At 65.3% G+C, this 17568-nt stretch carries 27 protein-coding genes; 4 read left to right on the top strand and 23 right to left on the bottom strand.

All coding sequences use genetic code 11. From position 1 onward, the window contains the following. Positions 1 to 21: 21 nt before the first annotated feature. Both ACIBQ8_RS47425 and ACIBQ8_RS47420 read left to right on the top strand, forming a co-directional pair. Entirely contained in the window at positions 22 to 627 is a 606-nt protein-coding gene (locus tag ACIBQ8_RS47425) for a hypothetical protein (protein ID WP_397195471.1), read from the top strand. Further along, the gene (locus tag ACIBQ8_RS47420; protein WP_397195470.1) at positions 624 to 1631 is read left to right on the top strand and encodes a DUF262 domain-containing protein; all 1008 of its coding nucleotides are present in this window, start codon (positions 624 to 626) and stop codon (positions 1629 to 1631) included. Before ACIBQ8_RS47425 ends, ACIBQ8_RS47420 begins: the two co-directional genes overlap by 4 nt. Positions 1632 to 1700: 69 nt before the next feature. On the opposite strand, the gene ACIBQ8_RS47415 is transcribed toward ACIBQ8_RS47420, so the two are convergent. The 21 genes from ACIBQ8_RS47415 to ACIBQ8_RS47315 form a co-directional block, all read right to left on the bottom strand. Next, positions 1701 to 2903, bottom strand: a complete 1203-nt coding sequence (locus tag ACIBQ8_RS47415) for a DUF3631 domain-containing protein (protein ID WP_397195469.1) — start codon at positions 2901 to 2903, stop codon at positions 1701 to 1703. Positions 2904 to 2923: 20 nt separating this feature from the next. Next, positions 2924 to 3826 carry a bifunctional DNA primase/polymerase gene (locus tag ACIBQ8_RS47410; RefSeq protein WP_397195468.1) on the bottom strand — a complete coding sequence of 301 codons (903 nt, stop codon included), beginning with the start codon at positions 3824 to 3826 and terminating at the stop codon, positions 2924 to 2926. After that, positions 3823 to 4782, bottom strand: a complete 960-nt coding sequence (locus ACIBQ8_RS47405; protein WP_397195467.1) for a DNA cytosine methyltransferase — start codon at positions 4780 to 4782, stop codon at positions 3823 to 3825. Before ACIBQ8_RS47405 ends, ACIBQ8_RS47410 begins: the two co-directional genes overlap by 4 nt. Next, positions 4779 to 5003 (bottom strand): hypothetical protein, encoded by a 225-nt coding sequence (locus ACIBQ8_RS47400; RefSeq protein ID WP_397195466.1) that lies wholly within the window; start codon positions 5001 to 5003, stop codon positions 4779 to 4781. The genes ACIBQ8_RS47405 and ACIBQ8_RS47400 overlap by 4 nt, the downstream gene beginning before the upstream one ends. A 115-nt stretch (positions 5004 to 5118) precedes the next feature. After that, positions 5119 to 5568 (bottom strand): single-stranded DNA-binding protein, encoded by a 450-nt coding sequence (locus ACIBQ8_RS47395; RefSeq protein ID WP_397195465.1) that lies wholly within the window; start codon positions 5566 to 5568, stop codon positions 5119 to 5121. Positions 5569 to 5583: 15 nt separating this feature from the next. After that, the gene (locus ACIBQ8_RS47390; protein ID WP_397195464.1) at positions 5584 to 5856 is read right to left on the bottom strand and encodes a hypothetical protein; all 273 of its coding nucleotides are present in this window, start codon (positions 5854 to 5856) and stop codon (positions 5584 to 5586) included. Positions 5857 to 5933: 77 nt separating this feature from the next. Beyond that, a complete protein-coding gene (locus ACIBQ8_RS47385) occupies positions 5934 to 6242 on the bottom strand; it encodes a hypothetical protein (protein ID WP_397195463.1) in 309 nt (102 codons plus the stop codon). Positions 6243 to 6277: 35 nt separating this feature from the next. Further along, positions 6278 to 6439 (bottom strand): hypothetical protein, encoded by a 162-nt coding sequence (locus ACIBQ8_RS47380; RefSeq protein ID WP_397195462.1) that lies wholly within the window; start codon positions 6437 to 6439, stop codon positions 6278 to 6280. Positions 6440 to 6636: 197 nt separating this feature from the next. Continuing rightward, positions 6637 to 8856, bottom strand: coding sequence for a cell division protein FtsK (locus ACIBQ8_RS47375; protein WP_397195461.1), 2220 nt, complete (start codon positions 8854 to 8856; stop codon positions 6637 to 6639). 118 nt (positions 8857 to 8974) lie between these two features. Then, the gene (locus tag ACIBQ8_RS47370) at positions 8975 to 9949 is read right to left on the bottom strand and encodes a hypothetical protein (RefSeq protein ID WP_397195460.1); all 975 of its coding nucleotides are present in this window, start codon (positions 9947 to 9949) and stop codon (positions 8975 to 8977) included. 3 nt (positions 9950 to 9952) lie between these two features. Then, the gene (locus ACIBQ8_RS47365; protein ID WP_397195459.1) at positions 9953 to 10114 is read right to left on the bottom strand and encodes a hypothetical protein; all 162 of its coding nucleotides are present in this window, start codon (positions 10112 to 10114) and stop codon (positions 9953 to 9955) included. Next, entirely contained in the window at positions 10111 to 10494 is a 384-nt protein-coding gene (locus ACIBQ8_RS47360; RefSeq protein ID WP_397195458.1) for an RRQRL motif-containing zinc-binding protein, read from the bottom strand. The genes ACIBQ8_RS47365 and ACIBQ8_RS47360 overlap by 4 nt, the downstream gene beginning before the upstream one ends. After that, positions 10491 to 10949, bottom strand: coding sequence for a DUF3307 domain-containing protein (locus ACIBQ8_RS47355; RefSeq protein ID WP_397195457.1), 459 nt, complete (start codon positions 10947 to 10949; stop codon positions 10491 to 10493). The genes ACIBQ8_RS47360 and ACIBQ8_RS47355 overlap by 4 nt, the downstream gene beginning before the upstream one ends. 76 nt (positions 10950 to 11025) lie before the next feature. Then, complete coding sequence (locus ACIBQ8_RS47350; protein ID WP_397195456.1) at positions 11026 to 11247, bottom strand: hypothetical protein; 222 nt, start codon at positions 11245 to 11247, stop codon at positions 11026 to 11028. A 33-nt stretch (positions 11248 to 11280) separates the two neighbouring features. Further along, on the bottom strand, positions 11281 to 11454 hold the full coding sequence (locus tag ACIBQ8_RS47345; protein ID WP_397195455.1) for a hypothetical protein: 174 nt from the start codon (positions 11452 to 11454) through the stop codon (positions 11281 to 11283). A gap of 99 nt (positions 11455 to 11553) precedes the next feature. Then, a complete protein-coding gene (locus tag ACIBQ8_RS47340; protein ID WP_397195454.1) occupies positions 11554 to 11709 on the bottom strand; it encodes a hypothetical protein in 156 nt (51 codons plus the stop codon). 142 nt (positions 11710 to 11851) lie between these two features. Further along, positions 11852 to 12094 carry a hypothetical protein gene (locus ACIBQ8_RS47335; RefSeq protein WP_397195453.1) on the bottom strand — a complete coding sequence of 81 codons (243 nt, stop codon included), beginning with the start codon at positions 12092 to 12094 and terminating at the stop codon, positions 11852 to 11854. 86 nt (positions 12095 to 12180) lie between these two features. Further along, on the bottom strand, positions 12181 to 12840 hold the full coding sequence (locus ACIBQ8_RS47330) for an NUDIX domain-containing protein (RefSeq protein ID WP_397195452.1): 660 nt from the start codon (positions 12838 to 12840) through the stop codon (positions 12181 to 12183). Positions 12841 to 12952: 112 nt separating this feature from the next. Then, positions 12953 to 13117 (bottom strand): hypothetical protein, encoded by a 165-nt coding sequence (locus tag ACIBQ8_RS47325; protein WP_397195451.1) that lies wholly within the window; start codon positions 13115 to 13117, stop codon positions 12953 to 12955. After that, positions 13114 to 13293 (bottom strand): hypothetical protein, encoded by a 180-nt coding sequence (locus ACIBQ8_RS47320; protein ID WP_397195450.1) that lies wholly within the window; start codon positions 13291 to 13293, stop codon positions 13114 to 13116. Before ACIBQ8_RS47320 ends, ACIBQ8_RS47325 begins: the two co-directional genes overlap by 4 nt. 183 nt (positions 13294 to 13476) lie before the next feature. Further along, a complete protein-coding gene (locus ACIBQ8_RS47315; RefSeq protein ID WP_397195449.1) occupies positions 13477 to 13614 on the bottom strand; it encodes a hypothetical protein in 138 nt (45 codons plus the stop codon). 292 nt (positions 13615 to 13906) lie between these two features. Between ACIBQ8_RS47315 and ACIBQ8_RS47310 the strand changes: the two genes are divergently transcribed. Beyond that, positions 13907 to 14746, top strand: a complete 840-nt coding sequence (locus ACIBQ8_RS47310) for a GntR family transcriptional regulator (protein WP_397195448.1) — start codon at positions 13907 to 13909, stop codon at positions 14744 to 14746. A gap of 35 nt (positions 14747 to 14781) precedes the next feature. Next, a complete protein-coding gene (locus tag ACIBQ8_RS47305; RefSeq protein WP_397195447.1) occupies positions 14782 to 15438 on the top strand; it encodes an HAD family hydrolase in 657 nt (218 codons plus the stop codon). Positions 15439 to 15697: 259 nt separating this feature from the next. Here ACIBQ8_RS47305 and ACIBQ8_RS47300 read toward each other — a convergent pair whose 3' ends face one another. Continuing rightward, positions 15698 to 16588 carry a DUF5677 domain-containing protein gene (locus tag ACIBQ8_RS47300; RefSeq protein WP_397195446.1) on the bottom strand — a complete coding sequence of 297 codons (891 nt, stop codon included), beginning with the start codon at positions 16586 to 16588 and terminating at the stop codon, positions 15698 to 15700. Positions 16589 to 17180: 592 nt separating this feature from the next. After that, a complete protein-coding gene (locus ACIBQ8_RS47295; RefSeq protein ID WP_397195445.1) occupies positions 17181 to 17528 on the bottom strand; it encodes a hypothetical protein in 348 nt (115 codons plus the stop codon). Positions 17529 to 17568 lie beyond the last annotated feature (40 nt).

The raw sequence follows: 17568 nt of genomic DNA, 5'->3' as shown, positions 1-17568 counted from the left end.
GGTTTGCGATATCTTAGGTCTGTGACTGAGGAGGAGTTGGAGACAGCGATCCAGGCCTCGCTAGGGCAGTTCCGTCAAGCGCTCAAGCAGCACCCTGATCCCCTACGGGTAGTGCGTGAATTCATCACGCATGGGCCATGCGTGGCCATAACTCGGGATAAGCACGCAGAGTTGAGGGAGGCTGTGGCGGCGGAGTTACAAGTTCATCCGAACCGTGATGTCTACACGGTCGGATCGGCAAAGCTGGGATTTAGCATCAAGCCTGACCATCGCTACCGTGTCTTCGGCGACACTTCGGACGTGGACGTTGCTGTTGTTTCTCCGGATCTTTATAATCAGCTTTGGCGTGAGGCAAGGAAGTTTCAGGCAGCCAAAGGCCTTTGGCCACGAGATCAATTGAAAAGCTTCAAAAATGGGCACCTCCGCGGTAGCATTCACCCTGGATCGATACCCATTTCAGAAGCTCTGCCCACCGCTAATTCACTGTGGGAACTTGGGAGAGAGTTGCAGCGCCAACAGGCGGCAGGGCCATACAAGGTTACTTTCGTCGTTTGGAACGACATGGATGCTCTAGAGTCGTATCAAAGCGTTGCAGTATCTGCATGCCAAGGAAGTGAGCGGTTGTGAAGACAACAGCAACGAACAAGAAAATTCGAGAACTCCTAACCGCAATAAATAATGGCACGCTGATTCCCCAACCCGAATTTCAGCGTCGTCTTGTCTGGACCAATCGCCACAAGCAGCTCTTTATAGAAACCGTGCTCGAAGGACTTCCCTTTCCGGAGATATTTCTCTGCGACGGAATCGTCGATCTGGATACCGGTGCAGGAAGTCAGCTGATCGTTGATGGTCAACAAAGAATCACTGCCATCTATCAGTACTTCACGGAATCCGAGCTACTCCGCCTTGGCGATCTTACGCCTTACGTCGACCTCGATGACGAGAAAAAGCACGCTTTCCTGAACTATGATGTCGTGGTCCGCGATCTCGGAACATTGGAAATCGACGAGATCCGGAAAGTCTTCCACCGCATGAACTCGACCAACTATAGCCTCAATACCATGGAAGTTAACCATGCGCGCTTCGATGGGGCGCTGAAGAAGGCCGCGGAAGAAATAAGCCGCTGGAACCAGTGGGATCAGCATCGAGTATTTACCGCTGCGGACATCAGGCGGATGCTAGACGTGAGCTGGTGCCTTACCGTTATCATCACACTGATATCTGGATACTTTACTCGTGATCTGGAACACGAAGCGTATCTCAGAAAATACAACGACGACTTCCCGCTTCGCGATGACGTGGAAGCAAGAATACGTAAAGCGGCAGACCTCATAGACAGTCTCGGACTTGACGAGAAAAGTCGAGCCTGGCAGAAGAACGACCTTTTCACGCTCGTTGTCGAACTGGCTCGTACCGATAAAACCTGCGTGGACCCCGAAGGACTCGCGAGAGAACTGAATGCCTTCTATGCATCGGTAGATGCGGTAGCTGCCGATGAGTCACCCAAAGCGGAATACGAGGCAGATGCTCGGCGATACCACGTAGATGTGATATCTGGAAGCAATGAGAGGGCGCGACGAATTCGGCGAGGCGAAATAGTCTCCAAGCTCGTCGCACCCTACTTCGGTTAACGATTGAGGAGGTAGTCGTACCAGCACCTTCCTTGGTCAGGGCTGGTACGACTTGAATCGGTGGTACGGCTAAGCCGTACCAGGCGCGGAAGCCGTACCACGCTGGCCTGCATTGATGAGGCTGGTACGGCTGGTACGGCTCCCTCGCTCGAACGGCAGCACGTCGGCCTCCGGCGGGGTTTCATCGCCAGCTGGCGGAGTGGGTTCGGGGGTGGGGCAGTAGCGCGCCCAGGCGTCGAGGAAGTCGGCGCGTTGGTAGCCCCTGGCCTGATGCCCGGTGGGCGGGAAGCGCATCATGGCGGAGCGAATGTCGTATTCGCGCAGCATCGTGCCGAGCTTCATCGCGGTCAGGCCGACCGGGCCGTGCTCGTTCCATTCCCCCTCAGGGTCGGCCTTGAGCCGTTCCAGAAGCACGGCGGTGGGCAGGACCGTGTTGATGCCGAATGCGGTGCGGCAGTCGGCCAACAGCCGCACGCGCGCCGATGCCTGGTCGTTGTCGTCGGCCTCGGCGGTGAGTGCTAGGGCGGCGGCGCGGGCGCGCTCGGGCCAGGTGCCGGCGGCGTGGTCGGCGACGATGACCAGCGGTTCCCAGGTGTCGGCGGCGCGGTCTTCCACGGGCATGGCGGGTTCGGCCTCCTCCAGGGTGGCCAGGTCGGCGCGTAGCCACTGGTTGAGGTCGGCGGCCAGGTCACGCAGTGGCGTGCGGTCGCGGCGGTGCCGGTACGGGGCGGCGGTTTCACCAGGCGCGCGGCGGCGCATGCGGACGACGACGGCGCGGTCTTCGATGGTGTCGGGCATGGCGCCGATGCCTGCGAGCGCGGCCATGGCGAAGGTCGGAATGCTCTCCACGCGGTTGGTGGCCGCGTCGTAGCGTTTGGCCGGCCGGTTGCGCTGATGACCGGCATTCAGCAGGCCGCGAAGGTCCTCGTTGCCGTCCGCCTTGGGGCCGAAGATGGTGTCGGCTTCGTCCACGAGCATGGTGGGCGGGTCGTCGGTGATGGAGCGGTAGACGGCGGCGCTGGAGGAGTTGACCGTGATGAACGGGTTGTGGCAGGTGGCCTCCACGATGTCGAGTAGCCGGGACTTGCCGCACCGCTTCTCCGGGCCACGGATGACCAGGCGGGGCGCGTGCGCCCACGCAGGTTGGGCGTGCGTGGCCGCGATCCACAGGGTGACGGCGTCGGCGACCTCCGGGGTCGGCAGGATGACGTAGCGGGTCAGGGCGGCGCGAAGCCGGTCCAGTAGCGGTGCGCCGGTCGGGTGATGGGTCATGGTGCCTCCCACGGCTGTGGTCAGACGTTGGCCAGGCGGCGGGGCCGGCGAGCGCCGTGCCGCAACCCGGATTCGATGGTTCGGATGACTTCGCTGCGGGTCAGTCCGAGGTCGCCCCCTCCCTGTTCAAGCAGCTCTTTGACGGGCTCTTCGGGGAGCGCGCCGCCGGCGATGAGTTCGCCGAGCGCGGCGGCGGCGCCGAACAGAGAGCGGTTGCGCTGGCCTGGTTGAGCGGCGGCCAGGTGCGCAAGCTCGCGATCCAGGGCCGCGCGCAGGTAGGAGGAATGACGGCCGTCGGCGATGGGGACGTGTACGGGCCTCTTGGCCGGTAGCAGGGCGGGCTTGAGCAGCTTGAACAGGGAGGAGGGCAGCGGGGCGGGCGTCGTGGCGTGCTGCACGGTGTAGCTGCCGACCCCATCCGGGAGGGTGACGGCGCTGCCGGGGGCGACGACGTACCCGCCCCAAGCGCGGGTGTCGATCAGCCATCCGAGGCTGCCGTTGGTGCTCGGGAGCCGGACGCCGGGCGGGGCGGTGTAGTACAGGTGCAGGCCGCCGCGCCGGGTCCGGACCTGGAGGGTTTCGAGGTCCAACGGGATGTCGGCGCGCTGGCAGATCAGCGCGAACACGTCCGAGCCGTCGCCGATGCCCGGCAGATCCCATTCGGCGGGCGGGTGCTGGCCGGGCTTGGGCCGGTCGAGGTCGATCACGATCAGTCCGGCAGGGCCGGTGGCGATGCCGACGTTGTAGGGCGCGTGTCGCCACCATGCGCGGATGCGGTCGGGGGCGCAGGTGGCGCGCTTCTCCCAGTCGGTGAAGCCGCGCGGGGGCGCCTTGTCCCCCACCGCGATCGGGAAGACCGGCCAGCCTCGGGCGGCGGCTCCCAGCGCGGCGGCGATCGGGTTGTGCTGGTGTGGTGCGGTCATGCGGCGATCACCTCGGTGGACGTGACGGTGTCGGGGCGCAGATGTTCGGGCAGTAGTGCGGCCACGGCGGCGGCGGCCTGAAGCGGTACGACGCCGTTGCCGATCAGGCGCAGGTAGCCGTTGCGGGAGATGCCGGGTACGTCGGTGACCCAGCCGGGGGGCAGGCCCATGAGCCATTCGGAGAAGCGAGGGCTCAGCCGGGGCTTGCCGCCTCGTCCAGGCTCAACTGGCCGGGGTGCCGGGTGGCCGAACGTCGCTTCCCAGCGCGTGACAGCGCCGGTGTAGGGCCCCCAGAAGGTAGGAGGGAGATCGCAGTGCGTAGGTCCATCCCACCGTCCTCGTGCAGGCCCGACCCGTTGGTGTCGGAGGTGCGGGGCGTCGGCGGCAGCGTGAACACGTTCGGCAGTTGTCCCCGGTAGCCGGCCCCCTTGCCGTCCCGAGCGACCGGTGTCGGCAGTAGGCCAGGCGAGGCAGAACCAGCGTTCCCGCTCGTGGGCGGCGCCGACGTCGGACGCTCGCAGACATGTCCAGTCCGCATCGAACCCGAGGCGGGCAAGGTCAGCGAGGACGACGTCAAGACCAGGTCGCCGAGTAACGATGGCCCGCACGTTCTCCAGCACGAGCAAGCGGGGTCGTAGCGTAGCGATGGCGTCGGCGATGGTGTGCCAGAGGCCACTTCGTGTTCCTTCCCTGATGCCCGCGCCGCGGCCGGCGTAGGAGAGGTCTTGGCAGGGGAAACCGGCGGTCAGCACGTCGGGCGCCGGGACGGTGCCCCAGTCGATGCCGGTCAGGTCGCCGAGGTTGGGCACTTCGGGGAAGCGGTGCGCGAGCACCCGTGCGGCGGCGTCGTCGTTGTCGGCGACCCACAGCAGGCGCGTGTCGAGCACGGCGGCGACGGCCAGGTCCAGCCCTCCGTAGCCTGAGCACATCGACGCTGCGGTGAGTAGGCCGGTCATGCCGCACGCCTGTCAGGGGCGAGCTGGAGGGCGGTGGTCATCGCCTGTTCCAGACAGACCTTGTGGACCGGGCGCCGGTCGTCGTCAAGCAGGAAGCTCAGGCGGTGGCAGTAGCGGCAGGGGCGGCGGCGTCCGCCGCCCCAGTGCTGGCGCTGCTTGTGCCAGTCCAGGGACACGCGCCCCCGGTAGATCCGGTGGCCGGTGGTGGCGGTGGCTGTCATGCTGGCAGGTGCCTTCCTCTGGTTGATCGGAGCGGGCGGGCGGCCTCGGCGGTTGTGCTTGGCGGCTTGTCGCCGAGGCCGCGTTCCGCCCTCGTGCTCATGGATGCGGAAGCCCTCAGAAGGGCGGTTCGTCGCCGGCCGCGGCGACGGTGGCCCACGGGTCGGCCGGCGCCCCGCTGGCGTGGCCGTTGCTGCCGGTGCGCGCGGCCTTCTGCGGTTTGGCGGTGGCGAAGCGCAGGGACGGGCCGATCTCGTCCACGGTCATCTCGGTGACGGTGCGCTTTTCGCCGTCGCTGCTTTCGTAGGTGCGCATGCGCAGCCGGCCGAAGGCGACGACGCGGGTGCCGCGGCTGAGTGATTCGGCGACGTGCTCGCCGAGGTCGCGCCACGCGCTACAGCGCATGAACAGGACCTCGCCGTCCTGCCACTGTTCGACCTGCTTGTTATAGGTGCGGGCGCTGGAGGCGATGGTGAAGCTCGCCACGGCAGTGCCGGTCTGGGTGTAGTGCATCTCCGGGTCGCCGGTCAGGTTGCCGATGACGGTGATCGTGGTCTCTCCGGACATGGCGGGTCTTCTCTCTCAGGTGGTGAGGGGGGCAGGGGTCTGGAGTGCGGTCGAGACGGCGGTGTGACGGTGGAGGAAGACACGCACGGCGGCCCATGTGTCCAGCGGAATGAGGTGGTCCTGGTGGGAGAAGGGCCGGGCGAAGGCGTCGCAGAACGTCCAGAGGCCGGCGCCCGGGACCCAGGTGGCGTAAAGCTCGAAGAAGTCGTCGGGCGCGTCGATGAGGAAGGTGAGGTGGATCGTGTCGCCGCCGGGTACTCCGCGCAGGTCATCGACAAGCACGCGCACGGCAGCCAGGCTGCGACCGTAGTCGAGAGCGTTCTGAACAGGAGGCGGAAAGGTAGTCATGGCGGATCTTCCGGAGGTCAGTAGGTGGTGAGCCGAGATGACAGGTGAGCACCGGTCGCGGTGACGAACACGAAGCCCTTGCAGGTAGGGCGGAAGCGGTGAAGGCTGATGCGGTGGGTCGTGCCGCGCATGTCGCGGGAGTTGCTGCACGTCACCTCTTTGGGCAGGTCGATGACGCGTTGAACCTCGTGGGAGTTGGTCAGGGTGGTGCAGATGGCGTGTCGGCCGTCGAGGGATTCGACCAGGATGGTTCGACCGGGGGCGCGCATATCGGCCCAGAGGCTTCCAGGGGTGACGGCGTCGAGGGCATAGATCTTCTTGGTCATGGCGGGTGTCCCTTCGCGGGTGGGAGAGTCCGGGGTCAGCGGGTGCCGTCGTGGTGCAGGCGCCGGAGGTAGACGTAGAGCTGCCAGCCGAGGCGGGGCCGCATGCCGGTGCCCTCGCAGGCGCGGCAGGTGCGGTTCTTGCCGCCGGGGGCGCAGCGCCGGCAGGTGCCCCAGGGGGAGGCGTAGCACCAGCACACGTAACAGAGAGTAACGAATGGCGGGCAGCTGACTAGCAGGGCGATGACGGTAGCCAAGGTGGCCTCCAGACCGGTTACCGGGGTTGTCGCAGGTCGTGCGCTAGGCACTAGTTCCCTGGTAGATCGCGGGATTGGGCGCTAGGAGGGGTGCTAGGTCTAGCAGGTGTGGCCGCTAGACCTAGCGGGAGATCACCGGGTTACGAAGCGGCTCCGCGACTACGCTCCGCAATGTCTTCGCGGATGATGCCGCGCCGGTTCGCACCCTTGCCGTCCGTCGTCGTGCCCCACACTTGGACGGTCTTGATGCCGTACGGCTTGAGCATCGCGGTGAGCTGTTCGACCTCCCACCCGCCGTAGACCTCGGGGCGCAGGTCGGCCAGTCGGGCGACGACGGTTTCGTTCCACACCTTGGCCTCGGACGCGCCGACCACGGCCAGGATGTCGGCCAGCAGGTCATAGCTCGGTGCGGTCTGTTCGGGTCTCTCGCCGAGGGCGTGACCGGACAGGGTGCCGGCGGCCTGGCGCAGGGCGTAGGCGCGATCGGCGATGAGCTGCGTTTGCGGGGTGTCGAGGTAGGCCGACTTGACCACCTTGGGCATCGGGGTCGCGCCGATCAGATAGCCGGTGCCGGCGTCGGTCTCGGACACGAACACCGTGGCACGGATGCCGTTCTTGTACGCCGAGGTGCCGAGGATCATGTCGTTCTCGGTCTGGCCGGCCACCTTCAGGCAGAACCGGATGGACACGTTCGCCGAGATGCCGGTGGGCAGGCTGTCCTTGTCCGGGCGCTGGGTGGCCAGGATCAGCACCACGCCGAGGGCGCGCCCCAGCTTGATGATGAACTCGGCATCCTCACCCGCCTTCGCCCCGTACTCGGGGTGCGCGAACAGGTTCTGACACTCGTCGAGGATGGCCACCAGCGGGTGCAACCCCAGGGAGCGCTTATCGGCGATCTGCCGGGTGACGCGCTTGTCCGGGCACAGGTCGCTCGGCAGCGACTTCAGCGCGGCGGCGCGCCGCATGACCTCTTTGCGCAGCAGGGTCAGGGAGTCGGCGGCATAGGCGATGGCCTCGTCTTCGATGCCGGACACGTAGCGGTGGCAGACCTTCTCGTACGGGTCCAGGTCGCCGGTTCCCTTCAGCTCGTGGAACCAGCCCTCGGCGGTGGGGTCGAGCACCACGCCGGCGGCCAGCTCGCGCACGGTGGCGGTCTTGCCCTGGCCGGGCAGCGAGCCGATCAGCACGTTGTGCTGGATAAGCGGCACCGTTACGCCACGGCCTCGCGGGTCGTTGCCGAGCGGGACACCCTTGAACACGTCGTGGCCGGCGGCCTTGAGCAGGGGCGACTTGACGATGGTCTTGGACAGATCCTTGTCACCGACCCACAGGATCAGCCGGCCCTCGTGGATGGAGGAGTCGCCCTCTGGCCAGATGCAGCCCAGCGGGCGGCGCAACGCCCCGGACATACGGTCGCGCTTGTCGAGCACGTCGCCCACGGTCACGCCGTAAGGCAGGTCCAGATCAGCGCGCCAGCCGGGGCCGTCACGAGTGATCGGGGCGACGAACCGGATGGCCTCCTTGGGATTCTTGGACATGGCTTGCGTGATGCCGGAGATGCCCAGCGTGGTCAGGGCGCGGATGACGATGTCGCTGGTCAGTTTCTCCACGGTGGAGGCCAGCACCGCGCGTTCGATCAGCGGCCGGTCGGCGGGCTTGCCGAGGATGCCGAGCGCGGCCAGCGCCACGGCCAGCGCGCCCCACTGCATGGCGGCCGGCTGGTTGACGACGATAAGTGACACGATCAGCAGCGTGACCAGCACGACCAGCATGACCGGGACGCGCAGACGGACCCGCGAGTCACGCTGCCGGGACAGCTTCAGGTACGCCTCGGGGTCGGACTTGGTCACGGCGGCCACCCGTACCGGCTCGCCTTCCAGGTCGAACGTCCAGCGCACCATGCCGCCGACCAGTCGGGCCAGGCCACGCGGGGAGCGCAGGGCCAGCCGGCTGGCATACATCGGGGTGCGGGCGAGCTGGTAGCCGGCAACGTGCGTGTAGTGCTTGCCCAGCCAGGTCAGGGTCTGCGTCGCCTCGGCGCGCGAGCGCAGCCACAGCGGTACCACGGGGCGGCTGGTTCGCACCTTGGCCTCCAGCTCGGCGCGCCAGTCGCGATCCTCTGTGCCGGGCTGGTCAACCCGGATGACCTGGCCTTCCATCGTCGGGCGGACGCCGGCGGGGGCCGGGCTGGTCGGCTCGGGGTCGTCGGGGGCGGGGCGGTAGGGGTGACGGCCGGCGCGAGCGGCGTCCAGGTTGACGACCTCGGCCCCCTTGCCGTCGCCCGTCTCGGTGGCCTGATCGGTGAGGTCGGCGGGAAGCGGTTCGGGCTGGTCGGCGGGGTTGAACGGGTCATGCGTCATGATGGGATCACCTCGTCGTGTGCGTTGCAGCGGGCGGGGTGGCAGGGTGCGGCCGGCGTCTTGGCGGATGAGGCCGCACCCTGCGCGGGTGCGCGGTGAAGGTTGGCCGGCGTGGTCATCACGCGGCTTCCTCGGCGAGGGCGTCACGGACTGTGCGGGCGTCGTCCATGCCGCAGCGAAGCGCCCGCTGGAGCTTGTAGGCGCTGGGGTTGGCGGGCAGGGTGCCGGCCGTGATGAGGATCTGTGCGCGTTCGATCAGCGGGGCTACCTCGGCGACAGTTCGCCTTACCCGATCATCGGTGTTTGCGCTGTACGTAAGGCCGGTAAGCCCGCCGCCGGCGTGGGTGTGGTCCAGCCGGGAGAACGCGGCCAGGATGATCGGTAGGGCGGCGACGATGGCCACGGCCACGACCGGTCCCAGGGTGTGCAACACCAGTCGGGAGAAGGTGAAGTCATCGTCGGTCCAGGGCAGGTACGGCCAGGCGTTCATGCCCAGCGTGAGCCCGAGGAACATGTACTCGATGCGGATCAGCTTGGGATCGTTGAGCGGCTGTCCGCGGGTGCCGAGGTAGGCGCGGGCGCCGACGACGACCAGCAGGGCCAGGGACATGAACGGCTCGACCAGCCATGCGAAGATCCAGCCGGGCGACCATGCCTTGGCACCGTCGGCGGCGAAGTGCTGTACGCCGGCGGTGGACCAGGCCAGTGCCAGTGTCAGCGCCACCATGGCCGCGGTGACCAGCAGGCGCTGCATTCGGGCGGCCTGCCAGGCTCTCATGGCAGGGTCTTGTCCCAGCAGGTGCAGCCGGGCGGCCTCGTGGGCCTTCTTGCGTCGCTTGCGCACGCGGGGGGTGTCCAGCAGGAGCGGCGTGTCGTCGTCCTGGAGTGTGGCCAGCGCGCGAGCCTCGGCGACCTCGGCGCGCAACTGGCGCACGCGCTTGGTGTCGCCGGCCTTTTCCGGGGCGTCCGGGGCGTCCGGGTCGGCGGGCGGCGGGGGCGGCGGGGTCGGCTCCAGCAGGTGGCGTTCGATCTCGGCCAGCGCGCGGGTGACATCCTCTGGGCTCGGCTCGGGTGTTGGTGTAGCGAGGCTCATGGGTCATTTCTCCTTTCCAGTGATGTTGATCGCGGCGATCAGGCGGTTCAGGTCGTCGGCGACCTGCTCAAGCACGTACTGGCTGTCGCGGTGCTCGTCGTCCAGCTCCGCGTCGATGTGCCCGTGCACGCGTAGCGGCTCGGCGCGGATCTCAGCCGGGGTCATGCGGCAAGCTCCCGAGCGCAGTCGAGGCAGGTGCCAAGGTGGCGCGGCAGCACATAGCCGACATCACGCAGACATTCAGGGCAGGTACGGCGGGCGGCGTTGGCCTTGCCGAGGGCGATGCGCTGGCGTGTGGTGGCGGTGCGCTTGGGCAGGGCGAAGCGCACGTCGTAGAGGAAGGCGGCGCGGATGCCGCCGGGAGTGCTATAGCGCCGGGAGCGCCACAGCACTTGGGCCTGTACGCCCTGACCGCCGGGCCGCAGCCCCTTGGAGGTGAGCTGCCGCCGGGTGAGCAGGTGCGGCGGAGCCATCCTCCACGGGTAGGTGGGGATGCTGTACCGGTCGCCGGCCGGGTCCCAGAAGGCGGCGCGGATGCGGCTCATGCCTGCCCCCCAGTGATGATCAGGGCGGCGATGAACAGCCACGCCACATGCCAGGACTGGTCGAGGGCGTAGGCGCCGGTGCCCAGATGCGGGGCGTCGTCGTGGCCTTCGCGGGGCTCGCCGAGCCGGTAGAAGTCGCTCTTGCCGAGCAGTTCGGCGAGCCGGGCCAAGGTGTGGCGCCGGTCCGCCCAGTAGTGGGAGGCAGCGTCCACCAGCAGGCCGAGTACGAGCGGCGCCGCGGCGAGCCGCAAGCCGGTCACCGCCATTACCGCAGCGATGGCGAACGCCTTGGTGAGGGTGAGCGTGGCAACATGGGCCAGGCAGGCGCGGAAACCGGCGATGGTGCGTGCGCCTTTGCCGCATGCCTGACGGTGGGTTTGCACCCAGTGGTCTCCCACGCAGTGAGCGGCATACAGAGCTGCGAACGCTCCGGCGAACGTCGCAATGGCGGTCATCGCCCACCCCACAGGGCGGCGAGGAACATCACGGCAAGGAACGCGCAGACGACAACCAGCGCGGGGGCGAGGATAGTCATCGCACCGGCACCTCGGTCTCGGCCAGCTCGACGGCGGCCTCGCTCAGGAGGTCATCGAGGATGTCGGCGGCGGCGGCGCGGCGAGCCCTCATGTCCTCCCAGCTCTCGCCAAGCAGGACCGGCGCGATGAGGTCGGGGTGCATGCGTGCCAGCACGTAAGCCACGGCGCGGACGTGGATGTCCGCGGACCTGGTCGTCTGGATCGGGTAGGGCATCATGGGGATCACCTCGTTGGTCGGGTGGATGGGCGGTCACTTGCTGACGGTCTTGATGAACTCGGCGAACTGCTGCGCGCCGGTCACGATGGCCTCGAAGGCCCACTTGACCGCCACGGCAGCGCCCTGCGGGTCGGTGAAGAGGTAGATGCCGAAGCCGATCAGGAACAGCGTCGGCAGGAACCGGCTGACGCTCTTGGCAGGCTGCATGGGAAGCTCCCGTTGGTTGTGGTGAACCCGGCAGAGCAGCCGGAGTGCCCCGGCAGGGAGTCGAACCCTGCCTGCGACCATCGGGGCGGTTTGCGGGGGTTAGCGCAGGTCTCCGCGCCGTTCCAGCTCGTCCAGGGCGAGGTTGATGCCCTCGTGGCGCAGGTCCTCCGGGACGCCCGTGGTCTTGGCGGCACGGGTGAGCCAGTCCTTGATGTCCGTGGTGTTGTCCAGGCGGAACAGTCCGTCGCGGTCCATGTGGTGGGTCCTTTCGGCATCTCAGGAGCGCGGTACCGGCCGGTTGGCCGGAGTGCCCCGGCGGGGAGTCGAACCCTGCCTGCGACCATCGGGGCGGTAGAGCGCGGGTCAGCCCAGGTCAGGTCCCGAGCATGTTCGTGAGCTACGTGAACCAGCGGGCCGACGTCGCTCGTTCGAAGCCTTCGGTCGCGGCCTTGATCTCGGCTGCCGTGGCACCGCGAGCCGCCTTGTCACCCGCGGCTTGCGCTCTCTGCCACGCTCGATCGTCTTCGCGGTCTATCGCGGCCTCCCGATCAAGGTCGGCCTTGATCATGGCGATGACCTTGTCTCGCCTCACAGGCGGCGGCGGAGTGGCGTCCTGCTTCTTACTGGAGAACAGGCCCATGACGATCTCCTTCGATGGGTGGATGTGGCGTGCCCCGGCGAGGAGTCGAACCCCGCCTGCGACCATCAGGGCGGTAGAGCAGGAGGTCAGCCGAGTAGGTCGCGCAGCATGGCCTTGTGGGCGCGGAACACCTGGCCGCCGTAGGTCGTGTCGAGGTCATGGACCAGGGCGTCGTAGCTGTCGGCGTGCACCCAGACGGCGCGCTTGGCGTCGTCGTCACCGAACACGGCGGGCAGGTCGTTGTAGCCGACTGCTTCCAGGTTGAACCTGACAGGCACGGTGACCGTCCATGCCTCATCGCTGGCGCGCGGGTCGGGCACGTACCGCGCAGGAAGCACCTCGCGAGACTCGCTCGACAGGTTCAGGCGCGTCTCTTCTTCCAGCTCACGGATCGCCGCCAACTCTGGATCTTCTCCGGGCTCGACGTAGCCGCCGGGGACGGCCCACCCGTGGCCGTCTGAGCGCTCGACCATCACCAGCCAGCGACCGGCCTCGGTGTCGGCGGTGACGATGGCGTCTGCCGCCATCTGTTCGCCCCAGTGACCCAGCTCGTTCCGGCCACGCGCGATGCCGGTCTTCTCGCACGGGTTGACGGGGCGGCCGTTGATCACCTCGAAGGGGATCGCGGCGGCGGCCTGGCGGCTTGCCCAGTCGATCTGTTCCGGGTCGGTGCGCGGGTCAGCCCATCCTTCCTGGACGCCCTTCTTGAACACGTCGGGGTGCGTGAACGTCACGAGCATGGTCATGGTGGGTTCCTTCGGTTGGGTGGTAATGAACTCGGCGCGCCCGCGCCGAAGCACCCCGGCGGGGAGTCGAACCCCGTCTGCGACCATCGGGGCTGATTGATGGGGACGGGGGTCAGCAGGAGTGGCACGGCCACGGGCCGGGGCCGTAGACGATGACCGTGCGCTCGTGCAGGTCTCGGCGGATGCGCCGGGTGAGAGCGATCCAGTGGGGGCAGTCGCCCACCCACCTCTCGCTGCCGTCGGGGTTGTAGAACTCGACGGCCTTTCGGGGCTTCATCGCCGGCGGCCTCTACGCCCGATGACCGGCATGGTCTGCGACAGTTCGCGGTCGTACGCCTCACGGGCGCGCGGGTCCTCGGTGCCCCAGCCGGGCTGCTGGTAGCGGTGCTCGGCATCGCGGGTAAGCCGGCCCTGCGCCTGGTCGTAAGCCTTGTCGCGCGGAGTCTGTGACATGCTGGATGTCTCCTTGTTGTGGAGCCGGCGGCGCGTTCTTCTCTTGGCGGGGTAGGGCGCGCCATCACCGGCAGGGTTGCGGACGAACGTGCTTCCTTTCGTGATCGGGAGTGCGCCTGTGGCGCGTTGGTCAGCGCCCCGGCAGGGAGTCGAACCCTGCCTACGACCATCGGGGCGGACGATCTACTTGGCCGTGCGGATGATGTTGACCTCGCTCAGAAACGCGGCCGCCTGATCGGGCTCCATGAACGACGCGAAGTCGTCCAGGTCCGTCTGTGTCAGGTGAGCTGCATTGGCGAGGGTGTGAGCGACGAAGCTCATGTCGTCTCCTAGACCAGAGATCGATGGCAGGGCGCTTTCACTGCATGGGCCGCCTTTTTCGGAGGGAGGCGGTTGCCCTGTATGCAGTTATCTGAGTGACGTGTGCTCCAGCCCGTCGGCGCGCGGCTTGCGCCGCCTTCCCAGGTCTTCCGACTGTGCGATGCGCTCCAACCTGCCCAGCCTGGCTAGGCAGGTTGTTCAAGCATCATGCTGACTGGCCTGGCTAGTCATGTCAAGACTCATGGCCAACTTGGTTGGTAATGTTGTTCAGGTAGGCAGTACGATCGAGCTCATGCGACTCGACCCAGACGACCCAAGACCGCCTTACCTCCAGGTGGCCATGCAGCTCAGAGCGGCCATCCTGACCAGGAAGTTCGCGCCCGGGGAAAAGCTCCCTTCCGGCCCGGAACTCGCCAAGACGTTCGGCGTAGCACGCCAGACGATCCAGCAGGCCATCAGAGAGCTTCGAGAGGATGGGCTGATCGTCTCCCGACAAGGGAGTGGCGTATTCGTACGAGAGAAGACCGCCCGCCCGGTTGGCCTACGCCCTCACATTGAGGAGGCGTTCAAGCGTCCGGAAGTTACCATCGACTTCGCTGGCCTTTCTGGCGAGACATTGCACGGCGCACTTCAGGAAGCACTCGACAGCATTCGAATTGGTCGTCTAGCTCCAGAGCGCATCGCGGTCCGCCTCCTTCTGCCAGACACCGGCCGCCCCTGGTCGCTTCCATGTCGCGCGGACAATGGGGAAGATGAGCCATTGTTTAGACGGCGCGCTGCAATGTTGATAGCCCGACACGCACAAGCCATCGTCGATTCCGTACATGAACTAAGAGACCTCGGTCTGGTGGCACACGCCTCAGCCGAAATTCGAATCAGCGGAGAACCGCAACGGTTCACGACATGCGTCATCAACGGCGAAGAGGTGTTCTTTGGCTATTTTGCCGTGGCAGAGCACACCGTTGCACTGGGCGGGGAGCCGGTCGTGATGTTCGACTTGATGGGTAAGGACACCGAGCTTTTCCACTTTGCGATGAGCGATGGGCCAGACTCTACATCAGCCCAATTTGTACAGCAGTCGTCTGCGTGGTTCGATGTTGTATGGGATAGCGTCGCCCAGGAGGTGACGTGATGGCGCTATTTGGAACTGACGCTATACAGGCCATCATGTCGAAGACGAAGTGCCTACTACTCGACTTCGACGGGCCAATATGCGACATCTTTGCGGGAATGCCAGCCTCGGTGATAGCAAGCAGACTTCGCGTTACGCTGGAAGGAGCTGGCGCAGCCCTTCCTAAAGAAGTGCGCGACACGAGCGATCCTTTGGAAATTTTCCGCTTCAGTGCGTCGCTAGGCGAAGAGCTTAATCGGCTCGCACACAGAGTTCTCACCGACCTAGAGATAAAGGCGGTTGGCACGGCTCGCCCAACGCCGGGGACGGCAGATCTGATCAAACATGCACAAAACAGGGGTATTTCCGTCGGAATTGCTAGCAACAATTCGGCAATGGCCGTCGCTGCCTTCTTGGATCACCAAGGTCTCGCGGGGCAGATCAGCTATGTCTCGGCACGCTCCGAGGATGACCCATCCTTGATGAAACCTGATCCTTACTTGCTCAACCAAGCGCTTATTCACCTAAACGCCCAGCCGGCTAGCGCCGTGCTAGTCGGAGACTCAGTTACAGATATCGAGGCATCTAAGCTTGCAGGAATTTTTGCCATTGGCTATGCCAATCGCTCTGAAAAAGTTGAGCGACTCGCCATCGCGGGGGCTGGTCTCATAGTGACCGACATGGCAGAACTGACAGCATCACTTATTTATTAGAACGCTCCGCCATGGCCATCTGCGTCCGAAGGTCGGCCGGACTAAGCCGTGGCGAAGCTCTATGAATCATTCGGTGACAATTCGAACACAGTAGTGACAAATCATCAAGCCCGGTGATCACGGCGCCCGACACATGTAGGGGCACATGTGATGACACTCGATATAACCTTTGTGTTGTACAGGAGGGGCCGACATGCATCCTCCGGCCACCGGTAAGGTCTCTGAGAGTGCGGCTCGCTACGGAAATCTCCATATAAGATCATTTCTTGAGATGCAATACATGTTGGATCTCAAGCTGCATTTCCGCAGATATTACGATGGGCGCCTTACCGTGTCCCGCTATTCTGTTCGCGATTTCCAAATATCGCGTGTCAATCTCTATTTGCGGCGACTCGGGATTCTTTCCGAGCACCTTGTAAACCACGGGTACCGTTAAGATCAAGAGATGGCACATCCAGTAGAGCGCGAACGTGCCGCGGTATCTGACGTGATTGGGATCATGGTTGGCCGGCAGCGTAAGGACTCCATCGGCGTTCGGGCTCGCCATATTTCCTCTAATAACCTCCATGGGAGAGAAGTGGACAGCGCGCGAGGTTGCGGAGTAGAGATAGTCGTAGAGCTTGGACTGCCCTGCTTGGGCAGCAATCCATGCCGTTGGAGGGAGCAAGGAGTTTTCGCCAGTCGGCCACTGGAGTCGTGCGCCTAAGTCTCGAAGCTTGCGTTCGACGTTAGCGTGACGTGCCGGAATGGCATTAACGTACTTCGCAGGGAAACCTATAAGCTTCATTTCACGCTTGCCGAAGTACTGTTGCTGCGCCCTAATTGCTCGATATCCGTCATGCGTAGACATGTGCGCGATGAGTGAATTCGCCACGTTCTTGTCGAGGGTGCTTAAATATGCGAGCCATAGGTATTCTTCGCACGCTGGCCTAAGAAGGCAAACTGCGAGATGTCCCATGCTGTTGCGAGCCAAGAGACACGTTGCCTTCACCGCCTCCACTTGACGCCTTAGGCAGCGTGCAGTGACCAGGCTGTGAGGATGGCGTATGCCTTCGCCGAAGGCCATCGCCATATATCCAGAGGTGAACCTCTCCACCTCCTGCCCAAGATCTTCGGCAGCCTCGACGAGATCATTTAGCCTTTCGTCCAAGGTTCCTCGCTATGGCCATCGGCGTCATTACATCGATGATTCTGAACCAGATGCTTGCCGAGTGCCATCGGTTATGGTCGGGACGCTTCCCGTCAACTCCACCAGCGGGGAGACGTGGAGATCTAGCGTGGGCGTGTCGAGCCTCAGGCGCCCACTGACGGCCGAGTGCGACGTACTGAGAGGCTTGGTTAGGTAGCTCGCCATAGACGGAGAGAATGGCCCTCAGCTTTGATCGTTCCCCAATGTCTCCCCGCCTGACTCCGCAATCCGTATCGCTTGGACCATCTTTGCAGGTCAGGGGCGTGATCGTGCTACATCGATCACCTGCCTTCTAATCCGACGGTCGCAGGTTCGAATCCTGCAGGGCGCGCAACCAAGACCAGCTCAAACTCTGTCTGAGCTGGTCTTTTGCATGATCGGCGTTGTTGGGCGGCAGGCAGCGGGAGGCCGCCGTGAGCAGCCCTGTGCCAGTGGTCGCGGAACATACGCGGAATGCTCGCGAGCGTGTTTCCCCAGGTCGGCGTGGCGGTTTCGGGCCCCGGAACGGCGAAAGGACCCCGAGGTGTCCCGGGGTCCTGCTGGGCGTGGTGGGTCACGCCGCGAGTGCTTCCAAGATGCGCCGGTTGGCGACGTCTCGTTGGCCATCGATGCATTTGGCGTAGACGCGGAGCATGACGTCCACGCCGTGGCCTGCCCGTTCGGCCGCTTCGGGAGCGTGCACGCCCGCGTTGAGCCAGAGCGAGACGGCCGCGTGCCGAAGGTCGTATGGTCTGCCCGCCAGGGGAGAGGCGACCTGATCGGGCGTGAGGGCATACGTGCGAGCCTCCTGCCAGACCTTCGCGTACGCCGATCCCAAGATGACACCGCCTGTGCGAGTGCGGAAGAGTCGGCCGTCGTCGCCGACCCCGAACGTCGCGATGTGGTCGCGGAGGATGGCCACCAGTTCGGGGCGGGATGGGGACGGTGCGTGTCTGCTTGAC

Origin of the sequence: Nonomuraea sp. NPDC049646, from assembly GCF_044465525.1 — a bacterium.
Classification (GTDB): domain Bacteria; phylum Actinomycetota; class Actinomycetes; order Streptosporangiales; family Streptosporangiaceae; genus Nonomuraea.
This window is presented reverse-complemented; position numbering and strand designations above follow the sequence as displayed.